Origin of the sequence: Geobacillus thermoleovorans, from assembly GCF_001610955.1 — a bacterium.
Lineage (GTDB): Bacteria > Bacillota > Bacilli > Bacillales > Anoxybacillaceae > Geobacillus > Geobacillus thermoleovorans.
The window spans coordinates 1,800,936-1,824,762 of the sequence record NZ_CP014335.1; the positions used below are offsets into that span (position 1 = coordinate 1,800,936).

At 46.1% G+C, this 23,827-nt stretch carries 18 protein-coding genes and 2 pseudogenes; 6 read left to right on the forward strand and 14 right to left on the reverse strand.

Going from position 1 to position 23,827, the window contains the following annotated elements:
- From GT3570_RS09000 to GT3570_RS09040, 9 genes and pseudogenes are all read right to left on the reverse strand, one after another.
- Nucleotides 1-1,005, reverse strand: a complete 1,005-nt coding sequence (locus GT3570_RS09000) for an ABC transporter permease (RefSeq protein WP_042380744.1) — start codon at nt 1,003-1,005, stop codon at nt 1-3.
- Nucleotides 1,006-1,023: 18 nt separating this feature from the next.
- The gene (locus GT3570_RS09005) at nt 1,024-2,535 is read right to left on the reverse strand and encodes a sugar ABC transporter ATP-binding protein (RefSeq protein ID WP_062898655.1); all 1,512 of its coding nucleotides are present in this window, start codon (nt 2,533-2,535) and stop codon (nt 1,024-1,026) included.
- A 176-nt stretch (nt 2,536-2,711) separates the two neighbouring features.
- Entirely contained in the window at nt 2,712-3,680 is a 969-nt protein-coding gene (locus GT3570_RS09010) for a sugar ABC transporter substrate-binding protein (protein WP_042380739.1), read from the reverse strand.
- Between the two features lie 142 nt (nt 3,681-3,822).
- The gene (locus GT3570_RS09015; RefSeq protein WP_011231387.1) at nt 3,823-4,848 is read right to left on the reverse strand and encodes a scyllo-inositol 2-dehydrogenase; all 1,026 of its coding nucleotides are present in this window, start codon (nt 4,846-4,848) and stop codon (nt 3,823-3,825) included.
- 55 nt (nt 4,849-4,903) lie between these two features.
- Nucleotides 4,904-6,097 (reverse strand): Gfo/Idh/MocA family protein, encoded by a 1,194-nt coding sequence (locus GT3570_RS09020; RefSeq protein ID WP_011231388.1) that lies wholly within the window; start codon nt 6,095-6,097, stop codon nt 4,904-4,906.
- Between the two features lie 16 nt (nt 6,098-6,113).
- Nucleotides 6,114-7,118 carry a Gfo/Idh/MocA family protein gene (locus tag GT3570_RS09025; protein ID WP_011231389.1) on the reverse strand — a complete coding sequence of 335 codons (1,005 nt, stop codon included), beginning with the start codon at nt 7,116-7,118 and terminating at the stop codon, nt 6,114-6,116.
- 299 nt (nt 7,119-7,417) lie between these two features.
- Complete coding sequence (locus GT3570_RS09030) at nt 7,418-8,434, reverse strand: LacI family DNA-binding transcriptional regulator (protein WP_042380736.1); 1,017 nt, start codon at nt 8,432-8,434, stop codon at nt 7,418-7,420.
- A 194-nt stretch (nt 8,435-8,628) separates the two neighbouring features.
- A complete protein-coding gene (locus GT3570_RS09035; protein WP_011231392.1) occupies nt 8,629-11,763 on the reverse strand; it encodes an alpha-mannosidase in 3,135 nt (1,044 codons plus the stop codon).
- A 40-nt stretch (nt 11,764-11,803) separates the two neighbouring features.
- Nucleotides 11,804-12,124, reverse strand: a pseudogene (locus GT3570_RS09040) (carbohydrate ABC transporter permease); the annotation flags it as partial.
- A gap of 147 nt (nt 12,125-12,271) precedes the next feature.
- Between GT3570_RS09040 and GT3570_RS19085 the strand changes: the two are divergent.
- The 3 genes from GT3570_RS19085 (at nt 12,272) to GT3570_RS09055 (ending at nt 15,018) form a co-directional block, all read left to right on the forward strand.
- Entirely contained in the window at nt 12,272-12,835 is a 564-nt protein-coding gene (locus tag GT3570_RS19085) for a DUF6431 domain-containing protein (RefSeq protein WP_011229674.1), read from the forward strand.
- A 142-nt stretch (nt 12,836-12,977) separates the two neighbouring features.
- Nucleotides 12,978-14,225, forward strand: coding sequence for an IS481 family transposase (locus tag GT3570_RS09050; RefSeq protein WP_014195809.1), 1,248 nt, complete (start codon nt 12,978-12,980; stop codon nt 14,223-14,225).
- Nucleotides 14,218-15,018 (forward strand): ExeA family protein, encoded by an 801-nt coding sequence (locus GT3570_RS09055; RefSeq protein WP_047818052.1) that lies wholly within the window; start codon nt 14,218-14,220, stop codon nt 15,016-15,018. The genes GT3570_RS09050 and GT3570_RS09055 overlap by 8 nt, the downstream gene beginning before the upstream one ends.
- 197 nt (nt 15,019-15,215) lie before the next feature.
- Here GT3570_RS09055 and GT3570_RS09060 read toward each other — a convergent pair.
- From GT3570_RS09060 to GT3570_RS09070, 3 genes and pseudogenes are all read right to left on the reverse strand, one after another.
- Nucleotides 15,216-15,731: pseudogene (locus GT3570_RS09060) on the reverse strand (carbohydrate ABC transporter permease); the annotation flags it as partial.
- A 21-nt stretch (nt 15,732-15,752) separates the two neighbouring features.
- Nucleotides 15,753-16,688, reverse strand: coding sequence for a carbohydrate ABC transporter permease (locus GT3570_RS09065; RefSeq protein ID WP_082131189.1), 936 nt, complete (start codon nt 16,686-16,688; stop codon nt 15,753-15,755).
- Nucleotides 16,689-16,754: 66 nt separating this feature from the next.
- Entirely contained in the window at nt 16,755-17,987 is a 1,233-nt protein-coding gene (locus GT3570_RS09070; RefSeq protein WP_241771983.1) for an extracellular solute-binding protein, read from the reverse strand.
- 58 nt (nt 17,988-18,045) lie between these two features.
- Between GT3570_RS09070 and GT3570_RS09075 the strand changes: the two genes are divergently transcribed.
- Nucleotides 18,046-18,648 carry a substrate-binding domain-containing protein gene (locus GT3570_RS09075; protein ID WP_255515176.1) on the forward strand — a complete coding sequence of 201 codons (603 nt, stop codon included), beginning with the start codon at nt 18,046-18,048 and terminating at the stop codon, nt 18,646-18,648.
- A 100-nt stretch (nt 18,649-18,748) separates the two neighbouring features.
- Here GT3570_RS09075 and GT3570_RS09080 read toward each other — a convergent pair whose 3' ends face one another.
- Nucleotides 18,749-19,513: an enoyl-CoA hydratase gene (locus GT3570_RS09080; protein ID WP_062898656.1), complete on the reverse strand. Its 765-nt coding sequence runs from the start codon at nt 19,511-19,513 to the stop codon at nt 18,749-18,751.
- A gap of 188 nt (nt 19,514-19,701) precedes the next feature.
- On the opposite strand from GT3570_RS09080, the gene GT3570_RS09085 reads away from it, so the two are divergent.
- Nucleotides 19,702-21,159, forward strand: a complete 1,458-nt coding sequence (locus tag GT3570_RS09085) for an ArnT family glycosyltransferase (protein ID WP_062898657.1) — start codon at nt 19,702-19,704, stop codon at nt 21,157-21,159.
- 95 nt (nt 21,160-21,254) lie between these two features.
- Here GT3570_RS09085 and GT3570_RS09090 read toward each other — a convergent pair whose 3' ends face one another.
- Nucleotides 21,255-22,691 (reverse strand): aldehyde dehydrogenase family protein, encoded by a 1,437-nt coding sequence (locus GT3570_RS09090; protein ID WP_062898658.1) that lies wholly within the window; start codon nt 22,689-22,691, stop codon nt 21,255-21,257.
- Nucleotides 22,692-23,117: 426 nt separating this feature from the next.
- On the opposite strand from GT3570_RS09090, the gene GT3570_RS09095 reads away from it, so the two are divergent.
- Complete coding sequence (locus tag GT3570_RS09095) at nt 23,118-23,768, forward strand: cyclase family protein (RefSeq protein ID WP_062898659.1); 651 nt, start codon at nt 23,118-23,120, stop codon at nt 23,766-23,768.
- Nucleotides 23,769-23,827: the final 59 nt, after the last annotated feature.

Here is a 23,827-nt window from a genome sequence, read left to right on the forward strand (position 1 = left end):
CTATGATTTTCTGTTTTTGCGAGAATCAATGAACACCGCCACCGTAATAATGACTCCTTTAAGAATTTGCTGCCAATATGGCGAAACATTCAACAAGTCGAGACCGTTATTCATGACCCCGATAATGAGCGCACCGACAATCGTGCCGCCGATCGTCCCGATTCCACCGGCAAGGCTTGTTCCGCCAATGACCGCGGCAGCGATGGCATCGAGTTCATACATGACCCCGGCCGTCGGCTGCCCCGAGGAAATGCGCGAGGTCAAGATGAGTCCAGCCAGCCCTGACAATAGCCCGGCATATGCGTAAACGAAAATCTTATATTTATCGACATTGACTCCGGCAATTATGGCCGCCTGTTCATTTCCGCCAATTGCATACACGTATTTGCCAAACTTCGTTTTATTTAATAGAATGTAGGAAATGACCCCCACAAGCGCAAAGATGAGAATCGGGACCGGGATTCCCACAACATCTCCTTGCCCAATCCATAAAAACGATGGCGACAAGTTCCCGATTGGTCTCCCATCGCTGAATAGCAGCGCCGCACCTCTCGCTGCTGTCATCATTCCCAGTGTCACAATAAAGGGAGCAATTTTCGCCTTCGAAATAATCGTCCCGTTGATCACACCCGTCAAGAGCCCTAATCCAAGACCAACCAAAATGGGGACAACGACTGGATACGTATCCGGATGAGCAAGGCTAGCCGTAACTACAGACACAAGAGCAATCACGGAACCTGATGACAAATCGATCCCAGTCGTAATAATGACGATCGTGACGCCAATCGCGACAATGCCGACCACCGACATTTGCCGAACAATATTTAATAAGTTGCCGGTTGTAAAAAATGTCGGTGAAAGAATGGACATCAAAATGACGAGTGCTATCAGAATCACCAACATGCCATATCGGTTTAAAAATCGATACAATTTATCCTTCGACGTGGCCGTCGAAGAAATCCCTGCCTTCCCCTGTTTGTTCGTAACAGAAACTTGGCTTTCCATACCCATTCCCCCTGCTCTTTATCGCTTCGCCTCGATCAACTGGCCCGTTGCTAGCTGCATAATCCGCTCTTGGGTTGCTTCTTCCCTTGTCAGCTCTCCTGTTTTTCTTCCTTCATGCATAACGATAATCCGGTCGCTCAATCCCAATATTTCCGGCATTTCCGAAGAAACTACGACGATCGCTTTTCCCTTCTTGGCGAGATCAAAAATCAAATTGTAAATTTCCGCCTTCGCCCCTACATCAATTCCCCTCGTCGGTTCATCGAGAAACAAAATATCCGGATTGTGAAGCAGCCATCGGGCAATGAGCGCTTTTTGCTGATTGCCCCCGCTTAAATATTTGATCAACTGCTGCAAACTCGGCGTTTTAATCGCAAGCTGTTCGGCTAGCCTTTGACAGTCTTCGCGGATTTTTCGTTGTTGCAAAAAACCCGCCTTCGTATACTGGTTGACCGTAACCGTGATCATGTTGTCCTCGACAGACAACGGTAAAAACAGCCCTGTCAGTTTTCGGTCTTCCGTCAACAGGCCCATCCCATATCGAATCGCGTCCCGTGCCGAGCGAATCGCAACCTTTTTTCCGTGAACATAAATGTCTCCCGCGTCCGGTTTGGCAACGCCAAAAACGCTTTCTAATACTTCTGTTCTTCCAGACCCCATCAACCCAGCAAACCCGACTATTTCCCCTTTCCGTACTTCAAAGCTCACATCATGAAATTTCCCTTTTTTCGTCAACCCTTTGACCGACAACGCCACTTCTCCGATCGGAATCTTTGGCTTATGGAAAATTTGATTCAATTCCCTTCCGACCATCATTTGAATGAGTTCATCCCTTGAAATTTGATGGCTCGGCTTCGTCCCGATGTACTTCCCGTCCCTCAGCACGGTCACCTCATCGGTAATTTGTTCGAGTTCATCCATCTTATGAGTAATATAAATAATGGATACGCCCTCTTTTTTCAAAGAGCGAATGATGTGGAAAAGGTGATGAACCTCTTTCTCCGTAATGGCCGACGTCGGTTCATCCATAATGATCAGCTTCGAATTGTAAGAGATCGCTTTCGCAATTTCCACCATCTGCATATTGGCAATGCTCAAATCCATCATCTTCGCATTGGGGTCAATATCGATCTCAAGCTGTTCAAATAGTTGTCTCGTCTTTTTAATGAGTTCCTTCATTTTGACCCAACCCGCGAACGGATAACTCGGTTCTCTGCCGAGAAAAATATTTTCCGCCACCGTCATGTTCGGAACCGGGCTCAACTCTTGATGAATCATCGAAATGCCTTTATCGAGCGCTTGTTTAATCGTGGAGACTTTCAGCTCTTCCCCGTCGAACATGATCTTGCCTTGATCGGGCGTGTAAATGCCGATCAGGATCTTCATTAAGGTAGACTTCCCCGCTCCATTTTCCCCCATCAGCGCATGTACAGTTCCTCTTTTCACTCTCAGCTGCACCCGATCCAAAGCCTTTACTCCAGGAAACTCTTTTGTAATATCGATCATTTCCAATACATAATTGTTGCTCATTCGTACCCCGCCTTTTCGCTATAGATTGCCCCTTTTATCAAAGCGGATGGTTACCCCGCGGCTTTATAACGTCGGCCGTTCTATGAGCTTAGGTAGGCTAGTTTCACAAAGGAAAAGTGAATGTTAGGAAGGATGTCAGCAACGCGGCAGCATCCTTCCTTTTCACTCTTCTTTTCTCATTGCCACTTTTTGATGTACTCATCGACATTCTCTTTCGTAACCAGCTCATACGGAATCCAATTGTATTTCTCTACTTTTTCTCCTTTTGCCGCTTTAATAGCCGTCTCTAATCCAGCTTGTCCTTGGCCTTTCGCGTTTTGATAGACGGTGACTTTTAATTTTCCTTGCTTAACATATTCAAGAGCATCCGGCGTCGCATCAACTCCTGCTACAACAACATCATTTAACTTTCCAGCAGCCTCCAGTGCCATAATCGCACCGATGGCCATTTCATCATTGTTAGAGACAACAGCATCAATTTTTTTGCCAGACTGCAACCAGTTTTCCATCAGCGCCATTCCCTTTGCACGATCCCATTCTGCTGTTCCTTCTAGAACGACTTTCATCCCCGGATATTTTTTTATCACTTGCTTATTTCCTTCTGTCCGCTTGATTTGTGCTTCCTGACCCATTTGGCCGTTGATAATGGCGATGTTTCCTTTGCCTCCTAAAATTTTCGCCACTTCTTCCATTTGCATGATGCCAGCTTTGATCGATTCAGAACCAACATAGGCTGTTGCCTTGTCTACCCCGTCAAAAATACGGTTTACAACCACGATTGGAATGTTCGCTTGATTCGCTTTTTCCACCATTTGCGGCGCCGAAACCGTATCGACAGGAATCAATACAATGGCATCCACTTTTTGTTGAACAAAGTTTTCCACTTGAGACAATTGCTTGTTTGCGTCATTCATCGCATCAACGTAAATGACTTCCACATCTTTTTGCGTTTTGGCATATTCCTTCATTCCGTCTTGCAAGTAACTCAGCCATTTGTCATCAAAATCTGGAAGGGCCGCGCCAATGACAATTTTTCCTGGTTTGTCCCCTGATTGGGCTGTTTCTTGTTGTTTGTTGCAACCAAAAAGCAACGAAAAACTAAACAGCAATACGACCAATGAAATCCACTTCATTCGACCTTTCATCTTCCTTTTGCCCCCTTGTCCCCTTTGTTTCTTTAAAACTTCCTTGTCCATAGCGGCCTTTCTCGCCACTCAATAGGGGGCGAAAGCCGCTACGAACCATGTTCTATGACAAACGAAGCCAAAGTGGCCTCGCTGCCTTCGACTAGCGTGTTTGCTCAGCTACATGCCCTTCGAGCCATACTGTTTTTCCGCTGTCAAACGACTCGGTCGCCGCAATGGCAATTTTTAGGTTCACTTTTCCGTCAATTTCAGTTACTTTTGGTGTTTGCCGGTTTTGAACGCATTCGATAAAGTGGACAAGCTCTAAACGGTACGCATCGTTGAATCGCGTTTGGAAATCAGGGATGATTTCGTATGTGCTTCCTTTGGAATTCAACAATGTGACATTTTGATTGCGAAGAGTGCCAATAAACAAGGAGCCTTCTGTGCCGATAATTTCTGTACGAATATCGTGCCCGTATGGCGAGTTCCGGCTTGCCTCGATATCCCCAGCTGCGCCAGAGTCAAAATGGACATACGTAATTGCCTGATCCACATCTTTAAACTCTTTCATAAATGAATGCAACAGTACTCTTCCATGAGCGGAAACAGACGTAATTTCTGCCCCCATTAAGTAACGGGCAATATCATAGTCATGAATCGAAACGTCCAAAAATACGCGGCCGCTATGTTGAATAAACTCAGCCGGAGGTGAACCAGCATCTCTTGTAATCCCTTTAAAGTAGATTGGTTTGCCAATATCCCCCGCTTCAATTCTTCTCTTCGCCTCGGCATAAGCAGGATCAAACCGTCTCATAAAGCCGACTTGACAAATGACACCTGTCTCCTGAATCGTTTGAATGATGTCATCGGCTTCCTCTAAACTTTGGGTAAGCGGTTTCTCGACGAAGATCGCTTTGCCGTTTTTGGCTGCTTTTGCAATCATCTCTGCATGAGTGCTCGTCGGGGTTACGATCACGACGGCATCAATTGTCGGATCCTCGAATACATCATCCGGGTTCTTGGTCCAGTGCTCGATCCCGTATTCACGTGCGAACTGCTCCGCTCTTTCTCCAAGGGGATCAACGACACTCACTAATTTCGCCCCGCTCACTTGATGAGTTGCCAAGTTTTTCGCATGGTGGTGTCCAAGGCGCCCTAATCCAAGAACTGCACAACGAACGGTCATGATCCACACACCTTTCTTTGCTTAATGTAATCGCTTTCTAAATCGTCGTATTTCATCAACGCGATTGCACTTGCACTGACGGTAGCACTTCAGAAATGCTTACCCATCCCCCAGTTTGCACCGACCGTTCCACCGCCTCAAGCACGGCTTGATTGCGAACGCCGTCTTCGAAGTTCGGCGAAGGGCTGTACCCGCCGGCAATGCCATTCATCATTTCCACCAACAAGTTAATAAATGTATGTTCATAGCCAATAATGTGCCCAGCCGGCCAATAAGCCGAGGCATACGGATGCTCCACCTCTGTGCAGTTGATCGTCCGGAATCCTTGCAGTCCGCGCTCATCGTCTTCGAGGTACACTTGAAGGTTATTCATATTTTCCATATCCCAACGGATCGAGCCGCGTTCCCCATTAATTTCAAAACGGTTTCCTGCCCGATTTCCTCTGCTAAAACGGCTGACTTCAAACACTCCTAAAGCCCCGTTTTCAAAACGGGCCAAGAAGGCGGAGGCATCATCAACATCCACTTCTCCCCATGCCGTGCCTTCAACGCGCCCTTTTAAATGGATGTCCATATCTCCAAGCGGCCGTTTTTTAATAAACGTCTCCATCATGCCGACAACTTCGCGGAATTCTCCGACTAAGAAACGGGCCAGGTCGATAATATGCGCCCCAAGATCTCCGTGTGTGCCTGATCCAGATACTTCTTTTTTCAGGCGCCATATTAACGGGAAGTTCGGATCCATCAGCCAGTCTTGCAAAAACGTAGCACGAATGTGGTAAATTTTCCCCAGTCGCCCTTGTGCGATCAACTGCTTGGCAAACTGAACCGCCGGAGCAAAACGGTAATTGTGACAAATCATATGAACTACACCTGCTCGCTTGACAGCTTCCAACATTTCAAGCGATTGTTCCAATGTGAGAGCAAGCGGTTTCTCACAAATGATATGTTTTCCTGCTTTCGCTGCCGCGATTGCAATTTCCGCATGCGTATTGTTTGGGGTAACAATATCGATGACATCGATATCATCCCGTTCAATCAGGCGGCGCCAATCTGTTTCATACGATGCCCATCCCATTTTTTCCGCCGCTTCTTTAACTCCTTGCTCATCCCGGCCCGCAATGGCTTGCAGAACTGGGATGACATCTGTGTCGAAGTAAAAGGGAAGATCGCGAAACGCATGGCTATGCGCTTTTCCCATAAACTTATAACCAACCATGCCAATCCGGATTTGTCTTTTCTCTTTCATTCTCTCACCCGCCTTTTTATTTTGACGGAGCTGTTTGGCGAAAGTCGATTATTTTCCCCGTTTTAGCACTTTCATAAATCGCCTCTAGCAATTGAATCGAGCGGAAGCCATCTTCAGCTGTCACCGGAGGCTTTGTTCCATGGATAATGGCATCAATAAACAGACGATCCTCTTCCTTATATCCCCATTTTTCTTCAATGGATAATTGATAGAAATCATGAATGTGCGCCGCCTGCTGCAACCCTGGGGCATACATGACTTTTTCGAGTTCTTGGGTTGCGACCGTGCTATACTTCCCATAAACCTCCAAACTCTCAAACGGAAAGCTCCATCCAGCATGAGCATACGTCACAAAATTGACGATCGTCCCCGAGACAAATGTCATCATAATCGCGAATGTATCTAATTCCTCTGTCGAAATGTTTTGTTTTGCTTCGCAGTAAACCGTTTGTACTTCACCAAATAAATAACGGCATAGATCCATCAAATGGAAAGGAGTTTCATACAAGAAGCCTCCCGTCACCTTCGGGTTTGCCGTCCAAGGAGGATTTAACAGTTCGCCGCGGTTCATTTTTACATGAGCCAAATAGGGGGTTACCTCCCCGGAATCAACCAATTCCTTGACTCTTTTATACACCGACGCATACCGGCGGTTCATTCCCAAGTTGTAAATCGCCTTTGATCGTTCAGCCGCTTGCCTGATCTGCTCTGCCCCCTCCAAAGAAGTCGCCATCGGTTTTTCTGAGAACACATGCACATTGTTTTCCAGACATTTTAGTACCGGCTCAACATGCATCGTGTTTGGCGTCGTCACGTAAACAGCATCTACACCAAGATCAAATAATTCCTCGAGGCTTTTGACCGCTTTTGCTTCCCCGGCTTCCTTCGCCAATGAAGCGGCTCTTTCTTCCACAATATCCGCTACCCCAATAATTTGAACCCGCTCATCTTTCTTTAGGATCGACGTATGTACCTTGGCAATCCCTCCGGCTCCCAAAATCCCTACTTTCACCCGAGTCATTATTTTCTCCTCCTCATCTCCGTTGTAGCAGGGAAGCGCTTTCTAATACATCGAAAACAATGGTTATCATGTCCATTAATAATAGTGCAATCTAATCTCCATCGAACTTTTTTGAGCAAGCGCTTTCCTTTTGTTTTTTATTTTACCCTCAACCTATTATTTTATCAAGTATTTTTTCTAAATTTATAGAATTTTTATTAAAAAATAAAAGAACAGCTATTTACAGCTGTTCTTCTCCTTAAATTCAACGTTCTCTCCGGTAACATCTATTATTTCATAAAAACAATCTGCTCACATCCTTACGATTTCACTTTAGCGATATGACAGGCCGATTTCCTTACCACTAGATGAGGCGGCAAAATGATCCGCTGTTTCGTATGATTGGTCTCTTCAATTTGGGCAATTAGCAGGTCAACCGCTTGCCTTCCCATTTCTTCAATAGGTTGGGCGACTGTCGTCAACGGCGGGTCGATAATGGCCGATAAAATCGTATTATCAAATCCAACCACTGACAGATCATCGGGAATGCGGAGTCCCAACTCTTTAGCCGCCTGATAAATGCCAACGGCAAGAGAATCAAAACAGGCAAAAATCGCTGTCGGCCTTGGGGTCAACTGCAACAGCTCCATCGCCGCTCTTTTTCCATCAGCCATCGAATAGTCCGTATATACAATCCAGGATTCTTCGCATTTCAAGCCGTTCTCTTGAAGCACCTGCTGATAGGCCTGCAGCCTGTATTTATCGCTTGTGCGACTTAAATTCCCAAGCATGATCGCGATCTGTTGATGTCCTAGGGAAACAAGATGCGAGACAGCCTGATATCCCCCTAAAAAATCATCAACTCTCACCACGTTAATGGCCAGCTCCGGGATGTCTTGGGCAATAAAAACCAAAGGGAAATTCTCTTCCAACAGCTCTTTGATCATTGTATAATTGTTCGTTGTGGTTCCGATAATGATGCCATCCACGCTTTTTTGGCGCAATAAAGAAAGATACATTTCTTCCGTCTCCGGGTTGTTATCCGTATTGCACATCAGAACGTTAAATCCCTGTTCTCTCCCCCGATCTTCCACTTTCCTAGCGATTTCAGAAAAAAATGGGTTTGCTACGTCAGGGATGACAAGGCCAATCGTTCTTGTCCGCTTCCCAGTCAACGCCGAGGCGACCATGCTCGGTTGATAATGCAGCTCTTCCATTACCCGAAGGACTCTTTTTCTCGTTCTTTCACTAATGCGCCCGGTATTATTGAGTACCCTTGATACCGTTGAAATGGATACACCCGCTTTTTTTGCTACATCGTAAATGGTTACTTTCATCGCTCATCATTCTCTCCATCTGTTGTAGTCAAGCTCGTTAGGTAAAGCGCTTGCTCTTCTTAATGTTATTTTAATGGTTTTTCCACTTTCTTTCAATACAATATAGAAAAAGATCCCCTTTATATCCGGCCAGAAGGAAGATTTCTAACCAGCAAGGGGATTTTTCTTAAACAACAATATACAAATTATTTATACTATTTGAGATCTATGAGAAACGTCTTGATTTCATATGGATTTATATCAAATTCCAATTTCTCACTTATCGTTCCTTCCCCTACCTCCCTTTCCATAAGATCACACTCTTGCCAAGCGAAGATGGGCAAATCGCTTGTTATATACACTTTGTTTCTTCTGCCTGTAAATTCATGTAATCGAAGAACAATCCGATTGGAATCCTCAGCTCTTTTTACAACATCTACCATAATGTTGTCAGTATTGGTACCAAACAATGAATATTTTTTTCTAATCGGCTCTCCTACGGCGTAAGTTAAAGGATTATTTAGATACCATGCTTCTTTTACCGTATTGCCTTCTACCCAGTCTCCTTGATGCGGAAGTAAGGAGTAAGTAAAAATGTGATACCCTTGATCTTGTTGATAGTCTGGATAGGTGGCAGATTTAATCAGTGATAGTCTTATCACATTATCTTTAATATCATAGCCATATTTGCAGTCATTCAATAAACTAACCCCATATCCTGTTTCTGATAAATCAGCCCATTGATGCGCAACTGTTTCAAACTTCGCGTAATCCCAACTTGTGTTCCAATGTGTAGGTCTTTTCACATTACCAAATTGGATATCATAGGTCGCTAATGTAGAACGGATCTTAACAGGGAACGCCACCTTTAACAGCTGGTTCTGTTCTTTCCAGTCCACCTCTGTCTTAAAATCTATTCTTCTGCTATGTGTATACAGAATCATATCTTGTTTGATAATGGAGTCCATATACTTCCACTCAAAATGGATAACCGCATAAAGCGATGTTATTTCCTTTATGCTTACATGTTGTAAATCCTCTACCTCTCGCTTTTTCTCTTGGTAAAATATATCAATATCCCAAGCATCAAAGCGTAGAGGTTTATCCTCAAACACTTGTAATACATTCCCACATTTCCCGTCATCTAAGACCTCCCGTTTGGCCTGAAGATCATAAATGGAGATAATTTGCCCTTTATCATTCCATTTAATTTTGTAGTACGGTGAAATAACTTCAGAAGAACCTACATGGAACATATTAGTTTGAACCAAAGTATTATCCGCTTCTACATCATAAAACCGAATTGTACTGAATCCTAGAGGCGGGACATCTTCTACTAATATAACCCAATTGTCACCAACTCTTTCTGCCTTTAACTCTCTCCCTGATACATCCTTCCATATCCCTTTTTTGGTTTTTGTAGTTGCCGGAATTCGGACTAAATCTGTCCTTACCCAAGGAGAGGAGTTGAACACTATAACTGTATCCCCTTTCTTCTCGACTATAATGCTCTCGCTTAGGTTTTTCCAAGCACTTAATGCATACTTTTCAGCTTTCTCATATTCCTCTCTACTATCCTCATAGACTTCACGAATAGAGGAACCAGGAATAATATCGTGGAACTGATTGCGTAAAATTATTTTCCATCCTTCATTTAACCGTTCAAAAGGATAACGGGACCAATCGGAATTTAACGTCGCCGATACAATTCCCATCCATTCCGTCTCACGGTACAGAAGTTCCATCTTTCGATTCATTCTCTTATTGTAAGCCTGGCTCGTATAGGTTCCGCGGTGATACTCAAGATAAAGTTCTCCATCCCATACATGTACATATTGATCCGTATTTCTAATTTTTTCGTTTAACCGTTCAAAAAATTCATCTGCTCTACCAGTTTCTACATTCGGCAATCCAGGGATATCGTTTAGGCGGCGGCGCATCTCCAACATTTCTCTATTTACCCCTCCCCCGCCATCTCCGTAACCATACGATAAAAGCAACTCTTGATTAATTGCCTTATCTCTATATGCCTCCCAAATCCCCTGCACCGTCTCAGGTGTAATTACCCCGTTATAAGTGTAAAACCACCAGTTTTTGTTGGGCTCAGGAGTTGTAATAAAGTGTGTAAGTATCTCACTTCCATCAATTCCTCTCCATATAAATGTATCATGAGGCATTCGATTATATTGGTTCCAGCTGATTTTCGTCGTCATAAACGCATGAATCCCGGATTTTTTAAGAATCTGCGGCAAGGCCCAGTTATATCCAAACACATCCGGAAGCCATAAATACTTGCACTCTACACCGAACTCCTTACGCAAAAAACGAGTTCCCATAAGTATTTGTCGTACCAATGATTCCCCGGAGGGAATGTTACAATCCGCTTCTAGCCACATCGCTCCTCCCGCTTCCCAACGCCCTTCCGCAACCCGCTTCCGAATTTGCTCGAATATTTCAGGATAATCCGATTTAATATATTCATATAGCTGAGGCTGGGTTTGCAAAAAAATGTACTCTGGGTATTTCTCCATTAGTCGAAGCACTGTAGAAAATGATCTCGCAGCCTTTTCCCTTGTATGCTTAAGGCGCCAAAGCCAGGCAACGTCGATGTGTGTATGCCCAATACAACGAATGGTTACCGGATGTTTTTTCTCCATTCTCTTTAATTCATCTTTAAGCATTTCAAGGGCTATGGCAACGGAATTGTAGAATGAATCCGACTTCGGTTTGGACCAATCAATTTGCCGAAATGCACGATCCAACAATGAAAGAAGCAATTGACGCTCAGGAGAGTGCTGACCGAGAACTTTCACCGTTCCAAGAATAGCTTTTCCGGTGAAAAACAAATCATCAGTAACCTCATCAAGCCAAGCTACCTCTGCCCGTTTTATCTTATGTTCCTGCGATTTCGGAATCCCCCCTCCTTCAAGCCCAGACCATAGGCGAAACGTTAAACTTATTTTAGCGCCAGCCGAACCTTTTGGAAAAAACACTTCCATATGATTGGAATCTACGCCTTGATATGGAGAACCGTTTAAGTATAAAAGTGACTCGAATCCTGAGTTATTTCCCTCGCCGGTTTTGCCAAAATCAAATAGACCTACTATCTCCTTTCCCTTCCATTGTTCCGGAATATCAATATCAGCTTGAAGCCAGGCATAGACATCTCTTCCACTCCAATAATCGCCTAGCCTAATTTCCTTCCATTCTTTTGTTTCCGGCGAACGGGCACCTACCTCCCCTTTTTCGTCCACCAAAAAACGAAACTTAGGAATCAAAATCGCCTCGCGATAGCGATGCTCCGACAACTCATTAATACGAGCTTCCAATTTTTCTTCAGTTAAAAACATATCAAATCTCCCCTTTAACTTTTATTGTCGCAAATTTCACTTATCCTTTTGTTGCTCCCCCAAAATTAAACCCTTCTGACATGAAACGTTGACTAATCATGTAAAGAATGATCGGGGGGATTGTATAAATGAGAGAAAAAGCAGCCAATTTCCCATATTCAACCAAACCGTATTGTCCAAAAAATTGATATATTGTTACGGATGCTGGGAGTTTCTCCGGTGATTGTATTAAGATATAGGGAACAAAAAAATTCCCCCAACTTAGAGTAAAAGTAAAAATAGCAACTGTACAGATTCCTGGAATCATCAACGGAGCCACAATCTTTTGAAGTCCTTTCAACACCGATGCTCCGTCTGTAAATTATCACTTTATTTCCGCACAAAAAAGACTCTTTTTTGCACATTCCTTCGGAATATCCCTCTCCCCCTTTCCGAAAGAATGTGCTAAATTTTTTGTGAATTATTTCGGAATGGGACATGGGTGATTTTCAGAGGGGGGGACGAGGACGTGATTCGGTTTCATGACTTTCAGGTCGATGTCCAGACATATGCCCAGCGGGGAAAACAAAACGACTTTCCCCTTCTTAAGCGGTGCCCTCATTGCCAGGCAAAACGACCTCTTTATCGCCATGGGTACTACGAACGAAATGCCGTGACGTCGCATCAGTCTTATCGCATTTGGATCGCTCGGTATCGCTGCCCGGAGTGCAGGAGGACGGTGGCCGTGTTGCCTTCATTTCTTCTCCCCTATTTTCAGTATACGTTGCCCACCATATGGAGAGTGGTGAAAGAACGGTTGGGCCTGACTCCGAAACGGGGGATGGAGGAGGCTCCACTCCTTCCTACGGATGAAGGGGTTTTATTTTATGTCCGACGTTTATTCCGAAATTTGAACCACCTTCATTGGTTTTTTGCGGAGCGCTGGAGAAAAATTGGTCCTGCCATCGCCCAAGCGAGAGAACGAGCCCTATGGTGGATCCAGACGATGGAGGAGATCGGCCTCTTTTTCGTCATCCAAGAGATATGGGAGCACCGATCGACGCATCTTTTTGCACGTACATTCAGTTCCTGATTTTACTTATATCCCCTTATATGGAATCATTTATAGATTCCACAAACCTTTCCTCTCGACGGTCGGGGGAATGATCCGATAGGATAGAGACAGGATGGACCGATAAGGTCCTAGAATGGGATGAACGAAGGAGGAGATCGAAATGAATGAGTCGATGAGACAGGAGATCGCTTTATTTCGGTATGGATTGATCGCTCCATTGGTGAATGGACAAGTCGATCCAAAAACGTACTTGAAGGAAGTAGCGGAACGGATCCATCAAGTTCCCCACCATGGAGAGAAACGCATCGCCGCCAAAACGATCCTCGACTGGTGCACGCAGTACAAAAAAGGGGGCTTTGAGGCGCTGAAGCCGAAACGACGGTCGGACCGTGGCCATTCCCGGAGGCTGTCACCTGAAGAAGAGGATCACATTTTAGCCCTGAGAAAAAAACACCCCCACATGCCCGTGACGGTGTTTTACCAACACCTTATCGAGCAGGGGGAAATCCAATCCATCTCTTATTTCACTATATACCGACTTTTAAAAAAATACAACCTCGTGGGGAAAGAAATTTTACCGATTCCTGAACGAAAACGATTCGCGTACGATCAGGTCAATGAGCTCTGGCAAGGTGATTTGTCCCATGGCCCGTTGATTCGCGTGAATGGCAAAACGCAAAAAACGTTTTTGATTGCCTATATCGATGACTGCTCTCGGGTCGTGCCGTACGCTCAGTTTTTCTCTTCCGAGAAATTTGACGGGTTGCGGATCGTAACCAAGGAAGCGCTGCTTCGATACGGAAAGCCGAAGCGAATTTACTCGGATAACGGCAAGATTTATCGGGCGGAACCCTTGCAGTACGCCTGCGCGGAGTTAGGGATCACCTTGATCCATACCCAGCCGTACGATCCGCAAAGCAAAGGGAAAATCGAACGATTTTTCCGCACCGTACAGACGCGGTTTTACCCGTTGCTCGAAATGAATTCACCGAAGTCGCTCGAAGAGCTAAACGAGCGATTTTGGAAGTGGTTGGAGGAAGATTACCATCGAAAACCGCATGCCTCGTTGAACGGGAAGACGCCACATGAAGTGTTTCAATCGCAAGTCCATTTGGTGTCGTTCGTCGAGGATTCGGATTGGCTCGACTCGATCTTTTTGAAACGCGAATACCGTAAAGTGAAGGCCGATGGTACGGTCACGTTGAACAAGCAGCTGTATGAAGTTCCGCCCCGGTTCATCGGACAATCGATCGAACTCCGTTATGATGAACAAGGCGTGTATGTGTACGAAGACGGTCAACGGGTCGCCGAAGCGGTCCTTGTTCGCTTCGAGGACAATGCCTATGTGAAACGCCATCGGTCACCGTTTGCGACGGTTCCGGTAGAGGGAGGCGAAAACGATGTATAAAACGTTTTATTCCCTTTCCCGAGAGCCGTTTTCGAAGGAGACGAATCCACCAGAGGCTTATCAAGGGGCCTCGTATCAAGAGGCCCTCGCCGCTTTGGACTACATGAAACGAACAAGAGGGATCGGGCTATTGATTGGTGAACCAGGGGCCGGCAAGACATTCGCCCTTCGGGCGTTTAAGGAATCCCTGAATCCGTCACTGTATCACGTCGTTTATTTTCCATTGTCAACGGGGAGCGTGATGGACTTTTATCGCGGCCTTGCCTTCGGGCTCGGGGAAGAGCCGAAATACCGCAAGGTCGACTTGTTTTATCAAATCCAACAAGGGATCGAGCGCTTGTATCATGAACAACGGGTAACGTCAGTGTTCATCCTCGATGAAATGCATTTAGCGAAGGATGCCTTTCTGCAGGATATCGCGATCCTGTTCAACTTTCACATGGACTCAACGAATCCGTTTGTCTTGATTTTGGCGGGGCTGCCCCATTTACAGGCAAAACTACGGTTGAATCAACACCGTCCGCTTCACCAACGAATCATCATGCGATACCAGATGGGGCCTCTTGATAAGGAAGAAGTGGTAGGATATATCGAACACCGCCTGAAACAGGCGGGGGCGAAACACTCGATTTTTACCCCAGCTGCCTTAGAAGCGATCGCCCTGCAGTCGCAGGGGTGGCCGCGGATCATCAACAACCTCGCCACCACTTGCCTGTTATACGGCGCTCAATTAAAAAAACATATGATTGACGAAGACATTGTGCGTATGGCAGCCGAAGAAATGGGGTACTGACACAGCAGGGGCTGATCGGCCCCTGTTATGTTTCATCCCGATCCATCCTCATTCTAGTTAATCATCCGAAATAATGTGCAAACGTTCGGAAATAATCTGCAAAACCTGGAATAATTCGCAAAGATTTTGCACATTATTTCCGAATCCGTCCGAAATAATTTGAAAAAGGGATTCTGAAATAATGTGCTAATTTACACTCCGTCTATCCATGCAGATTCCTCTAATTCAAGTGGTACGGCATCCATAAAGTTTTTCGTCATCCAAATCGCATAAGGCAACGAGGAGGATGCAAGAAACAACATCGTGCCTAACAACGAATCATGCAAATTCAAAAACATAAACAATTGGTACACCGGAACCATTACAGCGGTAATCGGTAATGATGTCATAAATAAAATGGTCAAAAGAAAGGGCTTCTTATACTTGAGCTGGTATCTTGATAACGGATACGCCGCTAATGTAGCGGCTACTACTGTTATAAACGACTGACCAAGCGAGAGAAAAACTCCGATTAAAAGAGAGCGTTGATTAGTCTTATCTGTTAAAACCGAAGTGAAATTTTCCACACTAATTGTTCTCGGAATCCTCAACGACACTGTAGCGTGGGGATCAAACGATGCAAAAAGGATCCACAGCAAAGGAAGAAAAAACACTATTCCTATAAAACTAAGTACAATATATGGAATAAATTTCTCTAATGTGCTCTTAGTCATCTGCATTCCCGCCTCTTCCTTCTAAACTTTAACCTTTAACAAACGGATATATAGTAAACTTGCAATTATTCCAATTAGTAACATTGCCAAAGAGATGGCCGTCCCGTAACCTAACTGATAATTAACAAAGGCCTGATTATACATGTAAATAGGAAGTGTTTGAGTTGCCATTCCAGGTCCACCGCCTGTTAAAGCATAAATTAATGTAAATACACCTAACGTTTGCAATGTAACAAGGATCATGTTTGTAACAATTTGTCCCTTAATCACAGGAATAATGATTTTCCACAACCTCTGCCATCCTGTGGCGCCGTCAATAATCGCTGCTTCTTCTAACGATTTAGGAACGTTGTCGAGAGCAGATTGGAACACTAACATGGAAAATGCTGTTCCATGCCAAATATTAGCGATAATGACACTAACCATTGGAAAAGTAAATAACCATGCAATAGGTTTAATCCCGATCCATTGGAGCATAGTATTTAATGTACCATGTTCATTTAAAAAAGCGAAAAAAGCAAATGCAACCACAACTTCCGGAGTGACCCACCCTGCAAGCACAGTAGCCCCTATAACACGCCGAAATGTGCGATTCCTTTCTTTCATCAATAGGGCTAGTATAAACCCTAATACTTGTTGGCCGATAACAGCAGAAAAAACGAGAAAAATTATCGTTTTAATAACACTTACTCGGAAGTTAGGATCTGAAAACATATACAAAAAATTTTTAAACCCGACAAACTCTATCGCCTGAGCAGTCGTACCAGTAAGCGACATGTTGGTAAAGGCGAAGTAAAAAGTTAGCAAAATCGGACCTATAAAAAAGACCACTAACAACGAACAAGCCGGGAACAAGAACAAAATCGACCTTAATATCAAACGGCCGTCCCTTTTATTCTGGACATTTGAAAAGTGTTGTATGTTTCGATGGATATTTTTTCGCATCTCAGCATCCATAGGCATCCACCTTCCAAAAAAGTGGTGTAAAAGTGATCATCTTAAAAGATGATCACTTTTATAATTTTATTTATATTCTCGAACCTCTACATTTTCGGATCCCACTATGCGTGTAACCTCCCTTGCATATTGATCCATCGCCTCTGTAGGACTGAGACTCCCCGTAGCAACCGCTTCTACAGCTGCCTGGATAGCAGTAGAAACCGCCGGATATTTATCCACCCCAGGTCTAAAATGTGTAAATTTAATAAAGCTAGCGGCTTCTTTTGTGACACTTCCAGGAGCGTTAAGCACTTCTGGGTCCTGAGCAACATCAGTACGTGGGGTCAAATCCCCTTGCTTCAGGACATATAATTTGTTATATTCTTTGCTAGTAGCCAACTTAATAAACTCCCATGCTAAATCCTTATTGTCAGCTTTAGTCGGAATCGAGAGCGCCCATCCTCCGGACATTGAGGTAAAACCCGGATCCTGTCCATGTTGTGTTGGCATTGCAGTCAGTTTATATACTTTTGTCCCTTCTGGCCAAGGTGAAGGACCTCCCTCTCTCCAAACCCCTGGAACCCAATTCCCGTTCAATACAATGCCTACTTTTTCCTTGGGCATTAACTCTGTCTGAACAATGTCCCCAGCTTTCCCTGTCAATACCTGTGATAATTCCGGCCCTAGACCATTCGAATAAATTTCATGGATAAACTCGAGGGAATCCAAGAATCCTTGGCTTTTAACAACCCACTTTTTTGTATCAAAGTTGTAAAGTGTATCATTTGTTCCATACAGAAGCATTTCAAACGTCTGCATCGACGTTGCCTCTCCTGTTGCCTTGCCGGAATTTGCCCAGAACGGGACAACCCCCGGTACTTTCTCTTTAATGGTTTTGGCGGCCTCTAACACATCATCCCAGCTTTTTGGGTTCCACGGTACCGGAAGACCTGCTTTACTAAAAATATTTACGTTATACCAAAGCCCACGTGTATCTGTACTATAAGGAACGCCATATATCTTTCCATCAACAGCTGTTACTCCTTGCTTGACACTATCGTTAAAATTTTTCCAATCATCCCACTGATTAATGTATTTATCTAGAGGATCTATATTGCCAGCGGCGGCATCAGAGTTAATCATAAAAGTGTCTTCCGTAACAATGTCGGGAGCCGTTTGCTCATTCTTTACCATCAAAGCGAGTTTCGCAAAAAAGTCACCTTCAGATGCCTGAATTGGCACAAATCGAACTTTTACATCCGGATGTTGTTTCTCAAACTCCGCTTTTACCGCATTTAACCATTCTTTTAAACCCACATTTCCGGAACCAAAATCTCGGAAAGCGATTTCGATAGAAAAATTTCCTCTAGTCCTTATAGACCGTTACTTTCGAGGAATTGGTGCTAATAGCGTCTGCACGGATAATATTTTAGGCGCCTACGAGGCAACAAAGCATTTGCTTGATTTAGGGCATGCTAAAATAGGGATCATCTCTAGTATTCCGGAAGGAACAACTAGCATCGAGGACAGAATTAAAGGATTTGAAAAAGCACTAACAGAGTATAATATTCCCATCGATCATCACTTGTATCTCTTAGATCTTACACTTGAGGAGCATGATAATACAAATAAGGATAAAATCAGGGACTTCCTCTCTAACCACCGGGATATCACCGCCCTATTTGTGATAAATAATGGCCTGACAGTTATGGAAGTAGCCCTGGAAATGGGCTATACTATTCCACAAGACTTATCTATTATTATGTTTGATGACTATGAGTTTTCGCATCTTCTCAAAGTTCCGCCTACATGTATGAGGCAACAAGAAAAATTATTGGGGCAAGAAGCTGTAAAACTAATTATATCGACAGTTGAAAATCCGTTACAAAAACGTCAGCAAATCTTTGTGCCTCCAAAGCTTATTATCAGAAATTCAACTGCTCTATATAAAGCAAAGACTAGCCAACAGGTAAATTAACAAGACCCTTCCGTTAATACAGGTATTTGTACTAAAAAAGAGACTCCTGCCAAGATGCACACAAGCGCAGTCAGGCAGGAGTTTGTTGTCTCAATCCCTCTTACCTCCCCCGAAACACCGGCTTCCGCTTTTCTAAAAAGGCGCGAACGCCTTCGCGGTGGTCTTCGGTTTGCCGCATGCGCTGTTGGGCGTCGGTTTCGAGTTCGAGCACGCGAAGCAACTCTTCTTTTGTTTGTTCGACGTACACCATTTTCGTGGCGATCATGGCTTGAAGCGGTTTTTCCCGCAAGGAAGCGATGAATTGTTCGGCTTGCTCCTCATTGTCAACGACGAGATCGACAAGTCCAAGGTGTTGCGCTTCGTCCGCGCTCATCGGTTTTCCTTCCCAAATGATCTGTTTGGCTTTCGCCGTGCCGACCCGCTGGGCCAAGAAGAAATGCCCGCCGCCGTCTGGGATGAGGCCGATGCCGATGAAATTCATCGCCAAGCGCGCTTCTTTCGTGGCGATGAGGTAATCGCTCGCCAAGGCAAAGCTGAACCCAAGGCCGGCCGCTGGGCCATGGATGAGCGAAACGGTGATTTTCGGCATCGTATACAAGAGCATGATCATCTCCTGAATCGTTTTCATCACGGTTTGAAATTGGCTCGGGTCATCAACCGCCAGCATTGTCTTAATGTCGCCACCCGCAGAAAATCCTCTCCCTTTGCCGCGGATGACGACAACGGAAGCATCACTTTCCTTGATTTTCCGCAGCGCGTCGACGAGTTCCGTTAGCATTTGCACATCCATAGCATTTAACGCCTGCGGGCGGTTCAGTTCCAATATCGCTTTGTTTTGGTCAAATGTCAGCACAACCGTTTCCATGGCTCTCCTCCTCTGAATGATGATTCATTTCTTTTCATTCGCCATGAAGATTGTTTTTTCCTTGTTGGCGGCAAAAATATCATGTTCTCCAACACATCCATGCTTGACATCTTCATCTACTTGTAATAGCTTCTATGTCGGTGTTGCTTTTTTTCGAAGCACAGCGTGCCGATAAAGGAGTGGATCGCATGAGAAATCCAAGTGTACGAAACATCTCGTTTTATGCAGCGGCGGCTTCGATCTTCTCGATGATGGTCTACAACGTCTTTTATCATCTAGGAACATTCCCGATTTCAAGCTGGGACGAAGCGCGTCATGGCGTCAATGCATACGAAATGCTGAGGCATGGAAACTTGATCGTCAACACATACCTTGGGCATCCTGATTACTGGAATTTAAAGCCTCCTGTTAGCTACTGGGCGATCATGATTGGCTATAAACTCGTTGGGATGAACGCGCTTGGTTTGCGGCTGATGTCTGGCATTTGCGCTACGCTCACGGCCGTTGCCATTGCGCTATTTGTGAAAAAACGGTTTGGAAGCATGGCCGCGATCGTCTCATTGCTTGCCTTGTCTACTAGCACCCAATATCTTCTCAACCATTGCGCTCGCACAGGAGATGCGGATTCGCTCTTTGTATTCTTCTTTACGTTATCCATCCTTTCTTTGCTGGCCGCCAGACGGCAGACGCGATGGTTGTATGCAGCGGGCCTTGCCTGTTCACTTGCTTTTTTAACGAAAAGTTGGCATGCGGGGAACATTCTGTTGATCATGGTCTTATATTTTCTCATCACTAGGCAGTGGGAGTCAGGACGCTGGCGCGCATGGTGGAGGGCAGCGCTCACCTTCGTTGTTCCTGTGCTCGCTTGGGCTTTTGCCCGCTATCACTATGATGGATTCAGTTTTTTTAAACAAATGATCGGATATGACTTGTTGTTGCGCTCCACTCGGCCCATTGAAGGTCATATCGGCGATGAAACCTACTACGGCATCATTCTTGTTCATTTTTTCTTTTGGTGGCTGGCGCTCTTGGTCGGAATCATGGTCATCAGTTACATGCAAGGCGTTCGTCTTTTAGCGTTTGAAGGAACAGACCATCGATTGAAAGAAGATGTGATCGGGATTTTGCTTTGGATTTGCGTCCCGCTTCTCATGTTTACCATAGCTAAGACGAAAATCAGATGGTACATCCTCCCTGTCTATCCGCCGCTTTGCATGTTGATTGGCATTTGCGCAAGTCAATTATGGAGAAAAGGAACGTGGGGAGCGCGGGGAGTGTTGCTGACTGGACTGTTGTTCGTCGCATCGTTTTACGAAACGAATATTCAACATTATATCCATCATCCCAAGCCAAATTTCGAACTGGCATTGCTTCAGCAGACCGCCCAAATGCCTGTTCATGGATACGAACTGTTTATGTACCATCCGTTGCACGAGAAGGGTCGCTGGCCGCAAAATGCGGTCTTGACAGCAGAGCTTGCGAATGACCTCAAACCTCGGCACGGAGGGCTGAAAACGTTCTTGCATACAAGCCGAAGCCTGCTTCTCGTGAAAAAAGCATGGTTCAGCAAACAGCTCGAGCATCAATACCACCTGTCTGTTCTCGCCTCGAACCGTTGGGGATATATTTTGGAAAAGCACGCTTAAACATACAGCCTTGGAGTGCCACTCTCTCCAAGGCTGCGCAACTATTCTTCTAGAATTTTAGGAACAAACTTTACTCCAATCTCTTCTCATCCCGCTTAATTCTGGTTAAAAATAATCAATTTCAACTCCGTCATTTCCTCGATCGCATAGCGAATCCCTTCGCGGCCAAACCCGCTTTCTTTCACGCCGCCGTACGGCATATGGTCAACGCGGAACGTTGGGATGTCGTTAATCAACACGCCGCCAACGTGCAGTTGTTTCGCCGCTTTCCACGCGGTATGGACGTTGTCGGTGTAGATGCCCGCCTGCAAGCCGTAGCGCGAGTCATTGACAAGTTCAATGGCTTCATCGATCGAACGGACGCGGTTGATCAAGACGATCGGGGCGAACACTTCTTGGCAAGACACTTTCATCGTCGGTTCGGCGTCCACAATGACCGTCGGAAGCAAGATATTGCCGTCGCGCTCGCCGCCGAGGACGACGTTGGCGCCGCCTTGTTTTGCCTCTTCGATCCAAGAGAGCGCCCGGTCGACATCGTTTGGCGTAATCAAGGCGGATACATCGGTGGTTGGATCCAACGGGTCGCCTGTTTTCAACTGTTTCGCGGCGGCGACAAATTTTTCGACGAACTCGTCATAGCGCTTTTCATGGACATAGACGCGCTGGAGCGAAATACATACTTGTCCTTGGAACGTGAACGCGCCAAATACGCAGCGCGGGATGATGCGGTCAAGATCGACCTGCTCGTCGACGATCACGGCCGAGTTGGAGCCAAGCTCCAACGTCACCCGCTTTAAGCCTGCTTTATTGCGGATCGCGATGCCGACTTCCGGGCTGCCGGTGAAGGTGATCATGCTGATGCGCGGGTCGGTGACGATTTTGTCGCCGACCGTGCGGCCGCTTCCCGTGACGACGTTGAGCGCCCCTTTCGGCAAACCGGCTTTTTCGAACAGTTCGGCAATAAAGTAGGCGGACAGCGGCGTTTGGCTGGCTGGTTTTAACACAACTGTGTTGCCCGAGGCGATGGCCGGGCCAAGTTTATGGGCGACCAAGTTCATCGGGAAGTTAAACGGCGTAATCGCCCCGATGACGCCGATCGGCTCGCGGACCGTCAAGGCGATGCGATTTTCCCCACCCGGCGCGGCGTCGAGCGGCAGTGTTTCCCCATGAATGCGTTTGGCTTCTTCGGCGGCGAATTTGTACGTTTGGATCGTGCGGGCGACTTCCCCTTTCGCCGTGGTGATCGGTTTGGCTGCTTCCAGCGCGATCAACCTCGCCGCTTCTTCCTGCCGCTCTTTCAGCTGCTCGACGACCCGCTCTAAAATGGCGGCTCGTTCATGCGCTGGCATGGCAGTCATCGTTTGCCGCGCGGCGTATGCCGCGGCAATGGCTTCATCGACTTCTTCTTCTGTCGCTGTCGGAATTTCGGCAATCGTCTCGCGTGAGTATGGCGATTTCAGCTCAGTGTACGACTTGGCTTCCCGCCATTCGCCGTTGATGTATAGCTTCTGTTTCTGCACCGCGATTGACATCTTTTCACCCTTCCCTTCTTTTAAGCACGCGGCCGAAATTTTCCCCTTCAGTATATGTCCCGCATGCCCTGTTTATTTGTTTCATTCGCCATCGCGCGTGAAAATCCTTCCACTTGTCCTTTGTTTACGAAAGCCGTCCGTTGCCATGCAGCGCCATCATTCGCCTCTCTCGTTACGGGTGACGTTCCCCTCCCCTCTCTATGATAACACTCCGTCGCTCGGTTTGCCGCCAAACTGCTTGCCCCTGTTCGCGGAAAGACAAGCAACATAGCCCTTGGTCACCGGCCGCCCAACGTTCGGCGCAACATTTCCTCAGCTAACCGTTCAGCCCCGCAAGGCATGATGATGGCTTTCTAATTCCTCCTTCTCCTATGTTTTTGTTGTATGATAAAAGCAGCCAAAAATAGTGTAGAAGGAGATTTGGAAATGAACATCAAAACACTCATCGACCTCACCATGCCGATCACGGCCCAAACTCCGGTGTACCCGGGGGATCCGAAGCCGAAAATCGAACCGGCGGCGACGTTCGCCCAAGACGGCTATCACGTCAGCCGCTTGGTGCTTGGGTCGCACAGCGGCACGCATGTGGATGCGCCGTTTCACTTTTACGAACACGGTTGGCGGCTCGATGACGTGCCGCTCACGTATTTTCTTGGCCGCGGCGTCGTGATCAATGCCACCGGAAAAGCGGAAGGCGAAGCGGTGACGATGGCCGATGCCGCTCCGTATATCCCGAAGCTGTCGCCGGGAACCATTGTGTTGTTTCATACCGGCTGGTCGCAATACGCCGGAACAAAGCGGTATTTTTCCCATCCGTACGTTGCGCCGGAGGTGATTGAAGCGATGCTGGAGCGAGGCGTGCGGACGTTTTTCATCGACGCGCTCAACATCGACCCGCCGGACGGCTCGTCGTTCCGCGCCCACGAACTTATTCTTGGCGCCAACGGGGTGATCGGAGAAAATTTCGTGAACTTCGAGCGAATCGATTTTGATGACCCGTATATTATTGCCCTCCCTCTTTCCTTGCCTAGCTGCGACGGTTCGCCTGTTCGGGCGGTGGCAGTGCAGTGGGCGTAACAAAGAAGGATGATGCAACCAAACGCCCCGCACATGCTTTGCGCGGGGCGCGGCCTTGG

Bases quoted from the DNA above. Each gene is read 5' to 3' on its own strand.
- GT3570_RS09080 (WP_062898656.1), bottom strand. From the start codon at position 19,513: ATGGAAACGGTTGTGCTGACATTTGACCAAAACAAAGCGATATTGGAA.
- GT3570_RS09050 (WP_014195809.1), top strand. From the start codon at position 12,978: ATGAATGAGTCGATGAGACAGGAGATCGCTTTATTTCGGTATGGATTG.
- GT3570_RS09030 (WP_042380736.1), bottom strand. From the start codon at position 8,434: ATGAAAGTAACCATTTACGATGTAGCAAAAAAAGCGGGTGTATCCATT.
- GT3570_RS09065 (WP_082131189.1), bottom strand. From the start codon at position 16,688: ATGGATGCTGAGATGCGAAAAAATATCCATCGAAACATACAACACTTT.
- GT3570_RS09035 (WP_011231392.1), bottom strand. From the start codon at position 11,763: ATGTTTTTAACTGAAGAAAAATTGGAAGCTCGTATTAATGAGTTGTCG.
- GT3570_RS09005 (WP_062898655.1), bottom strand. From the start codon at position 2,535: ATGAGCAACAATTATGTATTGGAAATGATCGATATTACAAAAGAGTTT.
- GT3570_RS09000 (WP_042380744.1), bottom strand. From the start codon at position 1,005: ATGGAAAGCCAAGTTTCTGTTACGAACAAACAGGGGAAGGCAGGGATT.
- GT3570_RS09085 (WP_062898657.1), top strand. From the start codon at position 19,702: ATGAGAAATCCAAGTGTACGAAACATCTCGTTTTATGCAGCGGCGGCT.
- GT3570_RS09025 (WP_011231389.1), bottom strand. From the start codon at position 7,118: ATGACTCGGGTGAAAGTAGGGATTTTGGGAGCCGGAGGGATTGCCAAG.
- GT3570_RS09055 (WP_047818052.1), top strand. From the start codon at position 14,218: ATGTATAAAACGTTTTATTCCCTTTCCCGAGAGCCGTTTTCGAAGGAG.
- GT3570_RS09090 (WP_062898658.1), bottom strand. From the start codon at position 22,691: ATGTCAATCGCGGTGCAGAAACAGAAGCTATACATCAACGGCGAATGG.
- GT3570_RS09015 (WP_011231387.1), bottom strand. From the start codon at position 4,848: ATGACCGTTCGTTGTGCAGTTCTTGGATTAGGGCGCCTTGGACACCAC.
- GT3570_RS09020 (WP_011231388.1), bottom strand. From the start codon at position 6,097: ATGAAAGAGAAAAGACAAATCCGGATTGGCATGGTTGGTTATAAGTTT.
- GT3570_RS09095 (WP_062898659.1), top strand. From the start codon at position 23,118: ATGAACATCAAAACACTCATCGACCTCACCATGCCGATCACGGCCCAA.
- GT3570_RS09010 (WP_042380739.1), bottom strand. From the start codon at position 3,680: ATGAAAGGTCGAATGAAGTGGATTTCATTGGTCGTATTGCTGTTTAGT.